General features: G+C 47.5%; 15 protein-coding genes. 4 read left to right on the top strand and 11 right to left on the bottom strand.

What is annotated here, in order from left to right; translation table 11 throughout:
- Positions 1-5 precede the first annotated feature (5 nt).
- From paaC to paaZ, 4 genes are read right to left on the bottom strand one after another with little or no spacing between them, the layout of a single operon-like run.
- A complete protein-coding gene (paaC, locus tag Q0307_RS16895) occupies positions 6-776 on the bottom strand; it encodes a 1,2-phenylacetyl-CoA epoxidase subunit PaaC (RefSeq protein ID WP_298662212.1) in 771 nt (256 codons plus the stop codon).
- 4 nt (positions 777-780) lie between these two features.
- Entirely contained in the window at positions 781-1,068 is a 288-nt protein-coding gene (gene paaB, locus Q0307_RS16890; protein WP_298612353.1) for a 1,2-phenylacetyl-CoA epoxidase subunit PaaB, read from the bottom strand.
- A gap of 12 nt (positions 1,069-1,080) precedes the next feature.
- Entirely contained in the window at positions 1,081-2,028 is a 948-nt protein-coding gene (gene paaA / locus Q0307_RS16885) for a 1,2-phenylacetyl-CoA epoxidase subunit PaaA (RefSeq protein ID WP_366936786.1), read from the bottom strand.
- A complete protein-coding gene (gene paaZ / locus Q0307_RS16880) occupies positions 2,025-4,067 on the bottom strand; it encodes a phenylacetic acid degradation bifunctional protein PaaZ (RefSeq protein ID WP_298662210.1) in 2,043 nt (680 codons plus the stop codon). The genes paaA and paaZ overlap by 4 nt, the downstream gene beginning before the upstream one ends.
- Positions 4,068-4,233: 166 nt before the next feature.
- Here paaZ and Q0307_RS16875 point away from each other — a divergent pair, with 166 nt between their 5' ends.
- The 3 genes from Q0307_RS16875 to Q0307_RS16865 all read left to right on the top strand — a co-directional run bounded on the left by Q0307_RS16875 (position 4,234) and on the right by Q0307_RS16865 (position 8,664).
- On the top strand, positions 4,234-4,845 hold the full coding sequence (locus Q0307_RS16875) for a phenylacetic acid degradation protein PaaY (RefSeq protein WP_298662208.1): 612 nt from the start codon (positions 4,234-4,236) through the stop codon (positions 4,843-4,845).
- Between the two features lie 3 nt (positions 4,846-4,848).
- Positions 4,849-5,811 (top strand): PaaX family transcriptional regulator C-terminal domain-containing protein, encoded by a 963-nt coding sequence (locus Q0307_RS16870; protein ID WP_298662206.1) that lies wholly within the window; start codon positions 4,849-4,851, stop codon positions 5,809-5,811.
- An 81-nt stretch (positions 5,812-5,892) separates the two neighbouring features.
- A complete protein-coding gene (locus Q0307_RS16865) occupies positions 5,893-8,664 on the top strand; it encodes an SEFIR domain-containing protein (RefSeq protein ID WP_298662204.1) in 2,772 nt (923 codons plus the stop codon).
- Between the two features lie 51 nt (positions 8,665-8,715).
- Here Q0307_RS16865 and Q0307_RS16860 read toward each other — a convergent pair whose 3' ends face one another.
- From Q0307_RS16860 to Q0307_RS16830, 7 genes are all read right to left on the bottom strand, one after another.
- Positions 8,716-8,862: a hypothetical protein gene (locus Q0307_RS16860; RefSeq protein WP_298662202.1), complete on the bottom strand. Its 147-nt coding sequence runs from the start codon at positions 8,860-8,862 to the stop codon at positions 8,716-8,718.
- A complete protein-coding gene (locus Q0307_RS16855) occupies positions 8,852-9,133 on the bottom strand; it encodes a hypothetical protein (protein WP_298662200.1) in 282 nt (93 codons plus the stop codon). Before Q0307_RS16855 ends, Q0307_RS16860 begins: the two co-directional genes overlap by 11 nt.
- A gap of 84 nt (positions 9,134-9,217) precedes the next feature.
- Complete coding sequence (locus Q0307_RS16850) at positions 9,218-10,234, bottom strand: fumarylacetoacetate hydrolase family protein (protein WP_298662198.1); 1,017 nt, start codon at positions 10,232-10,234, stop codon at positions 9,218-9,220.
- Positions 10,231-11,529 (bottom strand): homogentisate 1,2-dioxygenase, encoded by a 1,299-nt coding sequence (gene hmgA, locus Q0307_RS16845; RefSeq protein ID WP_298662196.1) that lies wholly within the window; start codon positions 11,527-11,529, stop codon positions 10,231-10,233. Before hmgA ends, Q0307_RS16850 begins: the two co-directional genes overlap by 4 nt.
- Positions 11,530-11,533: 4 nt before the next feature.
- Positions 11,534-11,740 carry a DUF2783 domain-containing protein gene (locus Q0307_RS16840; protein WP_298662195.1) on the bottom strand — a complete coding sequence of 69 codons (207 nt, stop codon included), beginning with the start codon at positions 11,738-11,740 and terminating at the stop codon, positions 11,534-11,536.
- Positions 11,737-13,440: an FAD-dependent oxidoreductase gene (locus tag Q0307_RS16835; RefSeq protein WP_298662193.1), complete on the bottom strand. Its 1,704-nt coding sequence runs from the start codon at positions 13,438-13,440 to the stop codon at positions 11,737-11,739. Before Q0307_RS16835 ends, Q0307_RS16840 begins: the two co-directional genes overlap by 4 nt.
- A 42-nt stretch (positions 13,441-13,482) precedes the next feature.
- Positions 13,483-14,445 (bottom strand): MBL fold metallo-hydrolase, encoded by a 963-nt coding sequence (locus Q0307_RS16830; RefSeq protein ID WP_298662191.1) that lies wholly within the window; start codon positions 14,443-14,445, stop codon positions 13,483-13,485.
- A 111-nt stretch (positions 14,446-14,556) separates the two neighbouring features.
- Here Q0307_RS16830 and Q0307_RS16825 point away from each other — a divergent pair, with 111 nt between their 5' ends.
- Positions 14,557-15,024: a MarR family transcriptional regulator gene (locus Q0307_RS16825; protein ID WP_298662189.1), complete on the top strand. Its 468-nt coding sequence runs from the start codon at positions 14,557-14,559 to the stop codon at positions 15,022-15,024.
- Positions 15,025-15,027 lie beyond the last annotated feature (3 nt).

Genomic DNA, 15,027 nt, shown 5'->3' with positions numbered 1-15,027 from the left:
CACAGTTACCACTGACAGCCCGGATAGGCGCGATGTAAAAACTGCATATCATTGAGCAGATGCCCAAGATTTTCAGTGTGATAACCCACTCGTCCCCCCCGGACTGCCCAATCATCTTTCGGCACTGTGAGCGTCGCTTCGGTCAAAATCGCCGAAACTTGCGCTAACCAAGCCGGACGCAATGCCGCGTTATGCACACCCACCCCCGCCTCGGCCAATTGCAGTTCGAGCGGATCAGCGTCGAATAACTCGTGGGTATAGCCCCAAAGTGACTCAAGTGCCCGTTGCATGCGCTGGTGGCTTTCTTCAGTACCATCGCCTAAACGTAAAGCCCATTCGTGGCTACGGCGCAAGTGATAGCGCGTTTCTTTAATAGCTTTCTGTGCAATCCCGGCCAGCGTGCTATCGGAAGATTTAGCAAGTTCTGGCAAATAATGGGTATTGAACACGTCCACCAATAATTGCCGCACCATGGTGTAAGCAAAATCGCCGCGAGGTAGTTCATGAATCAATAGATTACGAAACTCACGCATATCGCGCGTATAAGCAAGGTCGTCCTCAGTTTTACCATTGCCTGCTAACTCAGCGGCATAGGTGTAATACATCCGTGCGCGGCCAATATAGTCGAGTGCCACATTGCTTAGGGCAATGTCTTCTTCTAAGAAGGGGCCATTGCTCGTCCACTCAGAAATACGATGGCCTAAGACCACTGAGTCATCGCCTAAGCGTGTTGCATATTCTTGAGTAGCTGCTTTGAGATCGAAGTCGCTCATCATGACCTCACATATTGTTCACAGCTTCAGGAAGCTGATAGTAAGTTGCATGCCGATAAGGTTTGTCATCGGAAGGGTCATAGAAACTTTCACTATCATCTTCTTGTGACGCACAAATATCCCGCGAGCGTACTACCCAAATACTTACACCTTCACTACGACGGGTATAGCAATCACGCGCATATTCTAAGGCTTGCTCGGCATCTTGTGCGTGCAGGCTGCCGACATGCTTATGATCTAAGCCACGCCGCGCTCGCACAAAGACTTCGTATAATTCAAGATTGTCAGTAGCCATTGCGATCTCTCCTTAAGCAGCTTGGCGTTGTTCAGTGGTTTTAGCTTGTTGCTTAGCGTTATAAGCCGTCATGGCATCACGTACCCAAGCACCCTCTTCATGGGCACGCACATGATGTTCAATCCGTTGGCGATTGCAGTGACCATTGCCATTAATTACGTTATAGAATTCCTGCCAGTCGATCTCGCCGGAGTCATAATGCCCACGCTCTGCATTCCATTTCAGATCTTTGTCGGGATGCGCTAAGCCTAGGAATTCAATTTGTGGCACGGTTTGATCAATGAACTTTTGGCGCAAGTCATCATTGGTTTCACGCTTGATCTTCCAAGTCATTGATTTTGCGGAGTGTGCAGATTCAGCATCATGCGGGCCAAACATCATCAACGCAGGCCAATAGAAGCGATTCAGCGCATCTTGTGCCATCGCTTTTTGCTCAGGGCTGCCATGCGCAAGGGCAATCATCAATTCATAGCCTTGGCGCTGATGGAAGCTTTCTTCCTTACAAATCCGAATCATGGCACGCGAATAAGGGCCATACGAAGTGCGTTGTAGTGATACTTGGTTCACAATCGCCGCACCATCGACTAGCCAACCAATCGCACCAATATCCGCCCAAGTTTGCGTGGGATAATTGAAGATTGAGGCATATTTCGCTTCACCGGATTGCATGGCTGCAATGAGATCAGCACGCTTTACACCCAAAGTCTCACAAGAGCTGTAGAGATATAAACCGTGGCCGCCTTCGTCTTGCACTTTTGACAGCAATACCGCTTTACGGCGCAATGAGGGCGCGCGCGTAATCCAATTGCCTTCGGGTTGCATACCAATTACTTCAGAATGGGCATGCTGAGAAATTTGGCGAATTAAGTTTTGGCGATAGGTTTCAGGCATCCAATCTTTCGGCTCGATCTTTTCTTCAGCCTCGATTTTGCGCATGAAATTTTGTTCGGGAGTCATCATTTTGTTTCGCCTCCTTGTTGCTTGGCGACCAATGTCAATACATCATAATGAGCGACCAGCGCTCCCTCTTGATTTACGATAGCAGTATCCCAACGTACCTCACCGTAGTTTTCGGTTTCACGATTGGTTTTTTGCTTACAGGTAAATTGCACTTGCAGCGTGTCACCAGCATAGACTGGTGCTGAGAAGCGCAAATCATCTAAACCATAATTAGCCAGCACTGGGCCTTCATTGGGTTCAACAAATAAACCCGCTGCTAAAGACACTAAGAAATAGCCGTGAGCGACCCGATCTTTAAAGAAAGGATTGCGCTGTGCGGCAGCCTGATCCATGTGTGCATAGAATTTGTCGCCGCTGAGTTCAGCAAAAGCTTCAATATCTGCAAGGCTAAGCGTGCGTTTCTCAGTAATAACCGCATCGCCCACTTCTAATTCATCAAAGGTCTTACGGAAGGGGTGAATACCATCCGTATTACGCTCAGCACCTTGCATCCACACACCCGTGACAGCGGTCAGCATATCGGGTGAGCCTTGTACGGCAGTCCGTTGCATATAATGCTTTACGCCCCGCACACCCCCCATTTCTTCACTACCCCCCGCACGGCCAGGGCCACCATGAATCAGATGGGCTAGAGGTGAACCATGTCCAGTGGATTCTTTCGCACATTTTTCATCCAGCACTAAGACCCGACCATGATAAGGTGCGATGCCTACCACGATCTTACGGGCTACCTCTTTATTCGCCGTTGCGACTGAAGCGACTAAGCTACCTTTACCCAAAGCGGCTAATTCCACCGCTTCTTCATCGCTACTGTATGGAATCAAAGTGGTCACAGGGCCGAAAGCTTCTACATCATGTGCATTGGTAGTTCGTGCATCTTTACAGGCCAGCACCATCGGCGAGAGGAACGCACCCGTGTCATTATTCGCACCCAGTACATCCACCTGATGCATATCCCCGAACAGGACTTCATTTTGCTTAGCTAATTCAGCGATGCGCTCGCGTACATCAGAGCGTTGCTCTAAACCAGCTAAAGCACCCATTTTCACGCCTTCTTGATCAGGGTCACCAACTTGGATTTTGCTTAAGCGTTCTTTCAAAGCCGCCGCTACTGCTTCTAAGCGGTCAGCGGGTACGATAGACCGACGGATCGCAGTACATTTTTGCCCTGCCTTGACAGTCATTTCGCGCACCACTTCTTTGATATATAAGTCAAAGCTTGGTGTGCCGGGTTGCACATCGCTACCGAGAATCGAGCAGTTTAAGGAGTCCGCTTCCATATAAAAGCGTACTGAATTGGCAATTACATTGGGATGCTGTTTAAGCTTTTGCCCTGTCCATGCAGAGCCTGTGAAGCTTACTGCATCTTGGCAGGTCAAATGATCCAATAAATTACCTGTGCTACCACACACTAATTGCAAAACACCTTCCGGTAGAATTTTGGATTCAATAATCATTTTGACCACCAGCTCTGTCACATAAGCGGTTTGGCTGGCAGGTTTAACAATGGTAGGTACGCCTGCTAATAGCGTAGGTGCAAGCTTTTCGAGCATTCCCCAGCAAGGGAAATTGAAGGCATTGATTTGCACTGCTACACCCGTAATCGGTGTGTAGATATGTTGGGCAGTGAAAGTTCCATGGCGCGAGATTTGTTCCTGAGCGCCGTCTAAATAGATATTGCTATTCGGTAATTCACGGCGGCCTTTGCTGGCGAACACCAACATGGTGCTAATACCGCCTTCAATATCAATCCATGAATCTGTGCGTGTGGCGCCAGTCGCTTTCGAGCAGGTATAGAGTTGTTCTTTGCGCTCAATTAAATATTTGCCAAGAGCTTTGAGCATAAGAGCACGTTGATGGAAAGTATATTTACGTAAGTTGGAGCCACCTACTTTACGGGCATAATCGAGCATAGCCTGAAAATCGAGGCCATCACTGCTGATTTCTGCGAAGTCTTCGCCGGTAATCGCGTGCTTGATGAGAGCGCCTGCTGTTGAGGATGCATACCATTCTCCTTGAGCATAACTTTGCAGCTTCATACCCAACCTCTCCACTTGGTTATCTGATGTTGCAGATAGTAATATGATACAAAATCATAGTCAAAGTATTTTTTGTTGTATCACTTTGTGTTTTACTAAGGTCTGAGGAGTAGACGTAAAACGCTTAGACCGACTAAGCTTAAACCTAATAATGGAGGACTTATTCATGCCTTACTATGCCATTAATGGAATTCGCCCCGTGGTGCACCCTGAGAGCTATATTCACCCCACTGCAGTCTTAATCGGCGATGTGATTGTCGCTGCGGGTTGCTATGTTGGACCCAATGCAGTACTAAGGGGGGATTTTGGGCGTTTAGTATTAGAAGAAGGTTCCAATTTACAGGATACTTGCGTAATGCACGGTTTCCCCGGTACGGATACCGTGGTGCGCAAAAATGGCCATATTGGTCATGGGGCAGTTTTACATGGCTGCGAAGTCGGCGAAAATGCATTAGTTGGTATGAATAGTGTGATTATGGACGGGGCAGTGATTGGGCATTCGGCAATCGTGGCAGCGATGAGTTTTGTAAAAGCGAATATGCAAGTACCAGCACGGAGTTTAGTGGCAGGCACGCCCGCGCGGATTATACGTGAACTGAGCGACACTGAAATTGGCTGGAAAGAAGAGGGCACTCGTTCATATCAAAAGCTTGCTGTGCGTAGTATGCAAACCTTGGTTGAAACTACGCCTTTAACTGAAATCGAGGCCAATCGCCCCCAGATTGATGCTGATGGTCTTGCGCCCCTCTATCAAATTAAACAACAGGAACCCCGTTGAAACGTGACTAATCCGGCTCGACAACCCCAAATACAGATAGAGAATTCATTTAATCAAGCTGCACAAGCCTTGATTGATCAGTTTGTGCAAACCTCACCGATTCACGCGAACTCGCTGATTGTCACGGTTTATGGTGACACGGTTTGCCCGTATGGTGGCTCGATTTGGTTGGGCAGTTTAATTAAACTGGTCAAGCCGCTTGGAGTGAATGAACGTTTGGTACGCACTTGTGTGTTTCGTCTGTCTGAGAAAAATCTACTGCGTTCACAGCAAATCGGCCGGCGCAGTTTTTATTCACTGACTGAAAAAGGCTTGCGCCAATTCTCTAGCGCCGCCAGCCGGATTTATGCGCCCGATTTAGCCAGTTGGGATGGGCAATGGCGTTTAGTGATTACTCTTCTCGGTGAATTGAGTATTGAGCAGCGCGAGCAATTACGCAAGGAGTTATTCTGGCTGGGCTTCACACACATCACCACGGGCATCTTTGCGCATCCTACCGCTGATTTAGCCGAAGTCAGTGCTTTAATTAAAGAACTACAAATCGAAGAGCATGTTGCGATTTTACAAGCAACCACTCCTGAACCAGAAAACGTACCAGTGGCCAATCGCTTAATTCGCAATTGCTTTAATACTGCTGCTTTAGATGAGGAATATACTGAGTTTAACCAGCAATTTGCGCCTGTTTTAGATGCTGCTTTAAATACGCGGCAGCCTGATCCTGAATTATGCTTTTTAATTAAAATCTTGCTGATTCATAAATACCGGCGGATATTATTACGTGAGCCAGAGTTACCGAAAGAATTGGTGGAAGCCGATTCTGCTAGCCAGCAAGCGCGGAGAATCACTGCGCAATTATATGGGGCAATCGCAGCCTTTGCGGATGAGTATTTTAAGCAGGTGAGTGAGTCGGAGAAGGGGGCTTTTGCACAGCCGCCACGGGCTTATTATCGACGGTTTAAAAACTAGTTTATTGGCTTTAAAGCTTTTCGGACAAATCAGCGATCAATGGTAAAGTTTACAGCATCTAAGATTATCTAGGGCAAGCTTATGACCAAGGTTTTCATCAGTTACAGCCATGACTCTGATGCACACCGAGCTTTTGTGCGTGATTTGTCAGACCGTTTGCGTCGTGAGGGCTTAGATTGCCAGATTGATCAGTATATCAATGGCTTCCCGCCCGAAGGCTGGCAGCGTTGGATGGAAAACCAGCTTGAAGTTGCTGATTTCGTGTTATTGGTGTGTACGGAAGTTTATTTGCGGCGCTATCGCGGGCAGGAAACTCAGGGTGGCAAGGGGGTAACATTTGAAGGCGTGGTCATTTCGCAAACCCTGTACGACCACTACTACCACAACACCAAATTCATTCCGGTGATTCCATCACAGGGTGATTTTGACCATGTGCCTATAGCGTTGAAGGCATACTCCACTTATATGTTGCCACGTGATTACGATACATTATACAGGATGCTAACGAGGCAGGCTGAATATCTCGCACCCGTGATAGGTACACTCCGCTCTTTGCCAACTGCACAGATACCATCCCGCATCCACTCCGACCGCCTGCCCACCGTCAAGGGAGGATTCTTCGGACGCATTGCCGAACTGCAATTGCTCAACGACGCTTGGGCAGGTAATGGCACGCGCATCATCCAATTCATCGCCCCCGGTGGTACAGGCAAGACCAAACTCCTACGCCATTGGCTCGACCACACCAAGGGCATCGACGCGCTACTGGTGTGGTCCTTCTATGCACAAGGGGCAAGCGAAGACAAGCAAATCTCCGCTACACCGTTTTTCAGCCATGTATTCGGGGTGCTGAAATCCGACAAAACCCAGTTCAACACCGAAGAGGAAAAAGGTGAACACCTCGCTCATTTGCTGCGCCAACGGCGTTGTCTACTGGTGCTGGATGGCTTAGAACCACTGCAACATGCCGGTAGGGGAATGCGCGGTGAACTCAAAGACCGAGCTATTCGCCAATTGCTGAAAAGCCTTGCGGGGGAACATAACAGCCTGTGCATTATTACCACCCGCCTTGCGGTGCATGAACTCAGTGATCGCGCCCATGTCGTTTCCCACAACCTGCAAAACCTTGCCCCGCAAGATGGCGTTAGCTTGCTGAAGTCTTGGGAGGTGTACGGCAGTGAAACGGAACTGGAAAAAGCCGTCCATGAATACGGTTGCCATGCACTCGCGTTGCATTTGCTGGGCAACGCTTTGCACACCTATTTGGATGGCGATATACGCAAGCGCGATACACTGGATGAGTTACTAGGCGATTATGATGCTATTGAACGCCATGCTTTCAGGGTGATGCAGGCTTATAGCCGTTGGTTGGAAGGTACGCCTGATTTGCAACTGCTGCATTTGCTGGGGCTGTTCGACCACCCGATTGAAACCGAGGTTTTGCAGGTGCTGTGGCAGGCGCAAATTCCCGACCTGACCGCTGGCATTCCTGAAAAAGCGTGGAAAGTCACCATCCGCGATTTGCGCGAAAAACACCGGATGCTATCAGCACACGAAGGCCACCCCGATCTGCTCGACTGCCACCCGCTGATCCGCGAATACTTCGGCAAGCAATTGCAAAGCCAGCACCCCGCAGCATGGCAACAGGCACATGCACGGCTGTATGACTACTACAAAGCTTTGCCAGAAAAGGAGTTTCCTGATACGTTGGAAGAAATGCAGCCGTTGTTTAGGGCTGTAGCGCATGGGTGTGCGGCGGGGTTGCACCAAGAAGCATCAGGTCGCATTCATTGGATGAGAATATATCGTGGCGAAAAATCATATATTCTAAGAACGCTTGGTGCATCCAGCGATGACCTTGCTGTCATTGCAAATTTTTTTGATAAACCATGGAGCATTCCTTCGTCTAATTTGCACGAAGAGCTACAAGCCATCTATTTGAATAGAGCAGCTTTCCAGCTATCTGCAACAGGTCGAATACGTGAAGCATTAGAGCCTGCTGAGGCAGCAACGAAGATATTTTTTTCCAGAAAGAGTTGGCAACAGGTAGCAAGAGAGATGGGCAATCGAAGTGAGAGGGAAATGGCTCTTGGAAATTTTTCCGCCGCATTAGATATAGCTAAAATCGGCGTTGATTATGCTAAGAAATCTTCAGATAAAGTAGAAGAAATATTTGCGATCACTACATATGCAGATGTCTTGCATCAATCTGGTCATACAGAAACACCACTCAAACTCTTCATCGAAGCCGAAAAAATTCAGCAAAGGATTAATATAGCAGATAAGTTCTTATTCGGACTACAGGGTTTTCAATACTGTGATCTTTTACTGAGAATTAACAAAAAAGCTGAAGTACTTGAACGCGCGAAATTTACTATCAAAATAGCACGCAAAAACAAGTTTTTACTTGATATTGCCCTAGACCAACTTACTCTTGGTCGTTCTTATTTATTTCGAGGAAACTTTACAAAAGCCCTTGACTGGTTAAATCGGGCTACAACCAAATTCCATGAGGCCGAGTGTCAGGCATATACACCACTCGGTCTGCTGGCACGCGCTGCGCTTTACCGCACAACTGACGATTTCACTCGCGCTCGGCAGGATTTGCAGGAAGTGTTCGACATTGCCGAACCGAGCGGGATGCGCCTGCATTTGACAGATTATCATTTGGAGATGGCGCGGTTGTTGTTGGCAGAAGGTCGGGATGGGGGGAGCAGCAACAAAGTGGCTGATCATATCACCGCCGCTGCCCGCCTCATCCAAGAAACCGGCTATCATCGCCGCGATGCGGAGTTGGTAGAATTGCAAACCTTACTCATTGGTTATCCTTCAATGCTGCAAACGGATCAGTAAGCCGCAGCACTCCCTCAATGATTTGCCGGTGCTGCATGTCTTTGGAGTAAATTACTGACTGACCTCATTTAAGACTTGGGTACTAATCCAAGCGTCTGGTTGTTGAGCGCATTTTAGAGCTAAGGTAGCTTTTTCTGGTTCATCTTCAGAATAAAGATAAATAAGCACATTGGAATCGAGAAAAAACTTAGCGGGCATTGGCATCCTCACGATCAAAGCGATACCCAGCCGTTTTTAGTTTAATTGCATTAAATTGTTTCGTCGGAATTGATGGATTAGTTAAGTGCTGTAAGCGGTTTTCACGCATTAGTTTTTGCAAATAATCGAAGGTTAGGCCGGGGTACATTTCTGCGAGTCTACCGATTTTTGCCCAATAATCGACTTGTCCCCCTAAAGTACGTTGAAAGATTTGGGCTTGTTGGCGGGCAGACTCAATGGTCTCATCAGATAGTTTTACGCTAGCAGACATAGTAGACACCATTAGTTACTAGTAATTGGCTGTAGTAACTAATGGTAGTCAAGAGCAGTTCTGCCAACAAGTACTTAGGCCAATTTATGCGCCTTTATACTCCACAATCTTCTGCTCAATCGCCCCAAATACGCTCTGTCCCTGCGCATCCAGCATTTCAATCCGAATGCTATCACCGAATTTCATAAAGGAAGTTTGCGGTTGGCCGGTGTTGATGGTTTCAATCATGCGTACTTCAGCGATGCAGGAATAACCCACACCACCTTCAGAAACGGCTGAACCGTATTCGGTATCTTGCTTATTGGAGACCGTGCCAGAGCCAATAATTGCACCTGCACCTAAGGGGCGGGTTTTTGCAGCATGTGCGATGATTTGTGGGAAATTGAAGGTCATATCTTCGCCTGCATTGGCTTTGCCAAATAAGGCTTGGTTGTAAGTGACCAACAGTGGTAAATGCACGCGTCCATCTTGCCAAGCAGTGCCTAATTCATCCGGGGTGACTGCGATTGGCGAGAAGACACTGGAAGGTTTGGATTGGAAAAAGCCAAAGCCTTTGGCCAATTCAGCCGGAATCAAACCACGCAAGGAGACATCATTCACCAACATCAGTAAGCGAATTTTATCAGCACAGACTGCAGGGCTAGCGCCCATCGGCACGTCATCCGTAATCACTGCGACTTCGGCTTCAAAATCAATGCCCCAATCTTCGCTGGCTAAAGGCACAGGGTCGTGTGGAGCAATGAAGCTATCAGAGCCACCTTGATACATCAGTGGGTCATGCCAAAAGCTTTCGGGCATTTCGGCATTACGCGCTTTGCGGACGAGTTCAACATGATTCACATAAGCACTCCCATCCGCCCATTGATAAGCACGCGGCAGGGGAGACGCACAAGCACTTTCATCAAACGCAAACGCATGGCTAGCTTTACCGGCATTGAGCGCATCGGATAAGGCTTGTAGCTGTGGTGCGAGATTCGCCCAATCATCTAAAGCAGCTTGTAAAGTTGGCGCGATAACAGAGGCTTTCACTGCTTGTTTGAGATCACGCGAGACAATAATTAATTCGCCATCACGGCCTTGTTTTAATGAAGCGAGTTTCATGCAGCACCTCCAAAATGTTTGTTTAAACCATGCCAACAATCGACATAATCAGCTTGCAGTGCTGGGGTTTCGAGGGCAAAACGTGTGGGTTGAATCACATAGCGCGATTCAAACATAAAAGCTAACGTATTTTCATAACGCTGCGGTTTGAGTTCCACACTGCTTGCTTTCTCAAAAACAGCAGCTTCCGGGCCATGCGGTGAGAAGCTATTATGTAGGCTGCAACCCCCCGGATCGAAACCACCGCTATCTTTGGCATCATACACGCCCAAGATTAAGCCCATGAACTCACTCATGAAATTACGATGATACCAAGGTGGGCGAAAGGTATCTTCTGCGACCATCCAGCGAGGCGGGAAAATCACGAAATCCACATTGGCAACGCCCGCTTGCCCTGAAGGTGAAGTCAGTACCGTAAAAATGGATGGATCAGGATGATCGTAGCTTACGGTATTGATCACATTGAAACGTGCTAGATCGTATTTATACGGCACTGAATTACCCGTCCAAGCCACCACATCCAAGGGTGAATGCGTAAGCGCACAGCTATAATTCTGCCCCATAAATTTGGTAACTAATTCAAACTGGCCTTCACGATCTTCGAAAGCAGCAACCGGAATTTGGAAATCCCGGTCATTCGCATAACCATTCGCGCCGACTGGGCCACGCTCCGGCAGAATCAGTGGATGCCCATAGTTTTCGCACACATAACCGCGCGCACTTTCATTTAATAGCTCGACTCGCCATTTCATCCCGCGTGGGACGACAGCTATTTCACCCGGTACTACCTCTAAAATTCCGCATTCCGTATGTAAGCGCAGTCCGCCTTGTTGGGGTACTAGCAACATTTCACCATCGGCATTCAGATAAAAGCGATCTTGCATGGATTGGTTAGCCAGATACAGGTGAATGCCAATCCCTGCTTGCCCCGGCACGCTACCATTCACTGCCATCGTGGTTAAGCCTTGGACGAAATCAGTCGGTTGACTAGGAATCGCTAAGGGTGACCAGCGCAGCATATCCGGTGGTGTTGGAATTTCGGTGAAGGGCGCGCTACGGGTTAAACCATTATCAATAGCTTGGTAGCGACCTTGAATGACTGAAGGGCGAATCCGATAAAACCAAGTACGGCGATTATCGGCGCGTGGGGCCGTGAAAGCAGTACTGTTAAATTGCTCAGCATATAAACCGTGGTTGACGCGTTGCGGATTAAAGCGGCCAACTGGCAAAGCACCTGCTAAAGCTTCGGATTCAAATTCATTGCCGAAGCCGTGTAAATAGTTTAATTCACTCATAATTCTATTCATCGGTGGTGGTTAATTGGGCGGCGATACGCATCGCTTCGAGCAGAATCGCTTGATCACCAATATGATTGGCGAGAATTAAAATCAGCCGCGCATTGATACGCTCACTTTTACGTTCATCACCTTCACGATGGAGATCAGCCAGCGCTGCAAAAAAAGCATCAGCATCTGAAAAGTTAGCTTGAAGATTTAACTGGCTCATATCAGCTCCTTGCCTAAAGCTCGTTGCATGGCAGCCAGCACTTTATCGGCACGTACTTGCCGCCAACGGGCTGCTACATGTTGATCAGGGCGAATTAAATAAGCAGTTCCGGGTTGCAAGTCGTAGCGCTCTGTGACTAAACCTACGCTGTCTTTTAAGGTGGTGTAATTCGAGGAGACTTGCTCCGCGATCACGACTATATCTAAATCCGCTACCTGCTCAAGTTGTGCTAAAGCTTCACTCGGCAAAGCACGCCCATCCACTAATAGCACAAAGCGATCACCTAACTGCTGTAAGAGCCAAGGCTCGGCACTGTGCGCTGCATTCAAGGCCTTGATCGGTGCATCTTTACAACTAGAACCGGGACGGAGTGCTTTCGGGAAGTGATCAGTCGTTGTATCCGGTATACTTAAGGGTGAGGCTTCATAAATGCAGGGTAAGGATAAGCGTCCGCTATTCACTAAGGGGCGCGCAAAGGTGTATTGCTCGGCTAATTCTAAAACCGTATCACGGAAGAAGCGCGTCATGCGATTTTTAGGGGTAATAAAATCAGTCGCGCGTGTTGAGTTCAGAATATTTTCATCTGCGCCCTGACTGCGCTCTTGATCATAAGTTCTGAGCAAAGCTGCGGGGGCTTGCTGTTTCAGAACGCGGGTCAATTTCCAAATCAAGTTTTCAGCGGATTGTAAAGCACCATTCGCACCCCGTGCACCGAAAGGTGAAACCTGATGGGCTGAGTCACCGACAAATAAAATTTGATCTTCATGAATGAACGAGTCCATGCGTCGACAGCGGAAGCTATACACACTTAGCCATTCAAACTCGAATTCGATATCATCGCCCAGCATGGCTTTAACCAATGGACGGACTTTTTCAGGATCACGCCAAGCCTGACGATCAGCATTTGGCCCCAGTTGGAAATCGATCCGCCAACAGCCATCCGGTTGTTTATGTAGGAGGACGGACTGCCCCGGATGGAAAGGCGGATCAAACCAGAACCAGCGTTCGGTCGGGAAATCCGCCTTCATTAGAATGTCAGCAATCAAGAAGGTGTCATTAAAAATTTGCCCACTCGATGGCCGGCCTAAGCTTTCGCGGATGGGGCTATTCGCTCCGTCAGCGACCAATACATAGTCACAAGTCATCCGATAGTCGCCAGCCGGTGTAGTCACACTGACTTCAACGAGTTCGCCAACTTTTTTTACTTGAGTGACTTTAGTTTGCCAGCGCAAATCAATTTCAGGAAAGTCTTGAATGCGATTAACTAGGAATTCTTCTGGATAATATTGCTGGATATTGATGAAAGCAGGGCGCTGATGCCCGTCTTCAGGTAATAAGTTAAATTCGTAAACTTGCCGCTCATGAAAAAACACTTTACCGAGCTGCCAAGTCACCCCTTTATCCACCATCGCTTGACCACAACCCACACGGTCTAGGATTTCTAAGCTGCGTTTAGAGAAACATAAAGCCCGCGAGCCATAACTTACCGTATTATCTTCATCCAAAACTACGCTTGGAATGCCTTGTTTAGCCAGATCTAAAGCGCAATACAAACCTGTTGGACCTCCGCCGACAACGATTACAGGATGATGCGTGGGCGGATAGGCAGTTTGATCACTACTTGGCTTGAAGGCATAAACCGGATTTACATAAGTTGAAACCACACTATTCACTCCTCCAGTGAAGGTTGAAGCACTCAAGCCTTACTCTCATAGTAAGGCTTAGTGGAGTTGAACAAGGTCTTACTTACTGACCACGGCTTGCAGTGAATGCCACATTTGGTTATCGCGTTCTGCTGTCCAGATGCGTGGATCAGGATAGTCGCCCGCCTCGTCATAGCAGCGGGTAATATCGAAGGGTAAGCAGTGTTCAAAAATAACCCAATGCCCAAATTGAGGTTGCAGCAATTTATAGGTATCTGCATAGGTAGCGGCTAAATCCATCCCCGCTGCACGGCACTTTTTTACGTTGCCGTACATTTGTCCTAAAAAGTCACGAGTGCCATTAATCGCTTCTAAGCATTGCTCGGCAGTGACTAAGGCTTCGCCACGACCGGGTACTAATTTTTCAGGTTGAAGGGCTGCAATTTTTTCTAAAGTGTGTGGCCATTCTTCATGATAAGCATCACCGGTATAAGGGGTAGCACCGTATTCAACTTGATCACCGGAGAATAAAATCTTTTCTTTAGGTAACCACACGACGGTATCGCCTTTAGTGTGGCCTTTACCTAAATGCATGATTTTTACTTTACGTTTACCCATGAAAACAGTCAATTCGCGCTCAAACATAATATTCGGCCAAGTTAAACCGGGTATGGAGCTGGCATCAGCGAATAAACGTGGGAAACGACCTAATTCAGACTCAAAATCTTGTTGTCCACGTTCGACAATTAAGTCATAGGTATTACGGCTGGCGTAAATATTTTCTGGCTGATAAGCAGAAGCGCCTAACACACGTACAGCATGATAATGCGACATCACCACATGTTTAATCGGTAAATCAGACACTTCACGAATACGGCGGATCACATCCTGCGCCATCGTTGGAGTGGCTTGAGTATCGATTACCATTACCGAGTCATCACCGATAATAATGCCAGTATTGGGGTCACCCTCAGCCGTATAGGCATACACACCTTCGGCTAATTTCGAAAAAGTGACTTGCTTTTGATCTAAATCAGCGACCGATGCAAATTGTTTACCCATAATCTGGCAGACTCCTCGTAGTGTGGGCATGGAAAAATATTTTTGATCGAAACTAATATAGTTTTGTATAAAATCATTTGCAAGAAAAATTAATATAATTAAAATGTTGCAATGAAAAAATTAGAGCTTGATAATTTTCTGCCTTACCATCTTTCAGTCACTGCTGAAATGGTGAGTCGTGCTTTATCCAAAGTCTATGCAGGTTTTGGTATCACCATTCCGGAATGGCGGGTAATGGTGCACCTGAATCATCATGGTTCCTTAACCCCTAGCCAGCTTGGTATCGCCACCAGTATGGATAAAGCGCGAGTCAGTCGTGCACTTATCTTGATGGATAAAAAGGTTTTAATTAGTCGGCAAGTGGATCAGCGTGATAAGCGAGTCGCGCATATTTGCTTAACCGAAAGCGGCAAGGACTTATTCGTGCGTATTGAGCCTGAGGTTATGGCTTGGAATGCACGCTTAGCGTATGAAATGCCGGATCAGCAACATGATAATCTGTTGCAAGCTTTAAAAACGGTAGAAACTTGGTGCAAAGCTCAAGGCGTTACACCCAACGAAACTGAAAATGATTTCTGACGC

The sequence above is a fragment of the uncultured Thiothrix sp. genome, from assembly GCF_937873765.1.
Taxonomy (GTDB): domain Bacteria; phylum Pseudomonadota; class Gammaproteobacteria; order Thiotrichales; family Thiotrichaceae; genus Thiolinea.
This window is presented reverse-complemented; position numbering and strand designations above follow the sequence as displayed.

Excerpts from the sequence above, each read along its gene's own strand:
- hmgA (WP_298662196.1), bottom strand. The coding sequence starts at position 11,529 with ATGAGTGAATTAAACTATTTACACGGCTTCGGCAATGAATTTGAATCC.
- paaA (WP_366936786.1), bottom strand. The coding sequence starts at position 2,028 with ATGATGACTCCCGAACAAAATTTCATGCGCAAAATCGAGGCTGAAGAA.
- Q0307_RS16825 (WP_298662189.1), top strand. The coding sequence starts at position 14,557 with ATGAAAAAATTAGAGCTTGATAATTTTCTGCCTTACCATCTTTCAGTC.
- Q0307_RS16850 (WP_298662198.1), bottom strand. The coding sequence starts at position 10,234 with ATGAAACTCGCTTCATTAAAACAAGGCCGTGATGGCGAATTAATTATT.
- Q0307_RS16860 (WP_298662202.1), bottom strand. The coding sequence starts at position 8,862 with ATGCCCGCTAAGTTTTTTCTCGATTCCAATGTGCTTATTTATCTTTAT.
- Q0307_RS16855 (WP_298662200.1), bottom strand. The coding sequence starts at position 9,133 with ATGTCTGCTAGCGTAAAACTATCTGATGAGACCATTGAGTCTGCCCGC.
- paaB (WP_298612353.1), bottom strand. The coding sequence starts at position 1,068 with ATGGCTACTGACAATCTTGAATTATACGAAGTCTTTGTGCGAGCGCGG.
- Q0307_RS16840 (WP_298662195.1), bottom strand. The coding sequence starts at position 11,740 with ATGAGCCAGTTAAATCTTCAAGCTAACTTTTCAGATGCTGATGCTTTT.
- Q0307_RS16865 (WP_298662204.1), top strand. The coding sequence starts at position 5,893 with ATGACCAAGGTTTTCATCAGTTACAGCCATGACTCTGATGCACACCGA.
- paaZ (WP_298662210.1), bottom strand. The coding sequence starts at position 4,067 with ATGAAGCTGCAAAGTTATGCTCAAGGAGAATGGTATGCATCCTCAACA.
- Q0307_RS16830 (WP_298662191.1), bottom strand. The coding sequence starts at position 14,445 with ATGGGTAAACAATTTGCATCGGTCGCTGATTTAGATCAAAAGCAAGTC.
- paaC (WP_298662212.1), bottom strand. The coding sequence starts at position 776 with ATGATGAGCGACTTCGATCTCAAAGCAGCTACTCAAGAATATGCAACA.
- Q0307_RS16875 (WP_298662208.1), top strand. The coding sequence starts at position 4,234 with ATGCCTTACTATGCCATTAATGGAATTCGCCCCGTGGTGCACCCTGAG.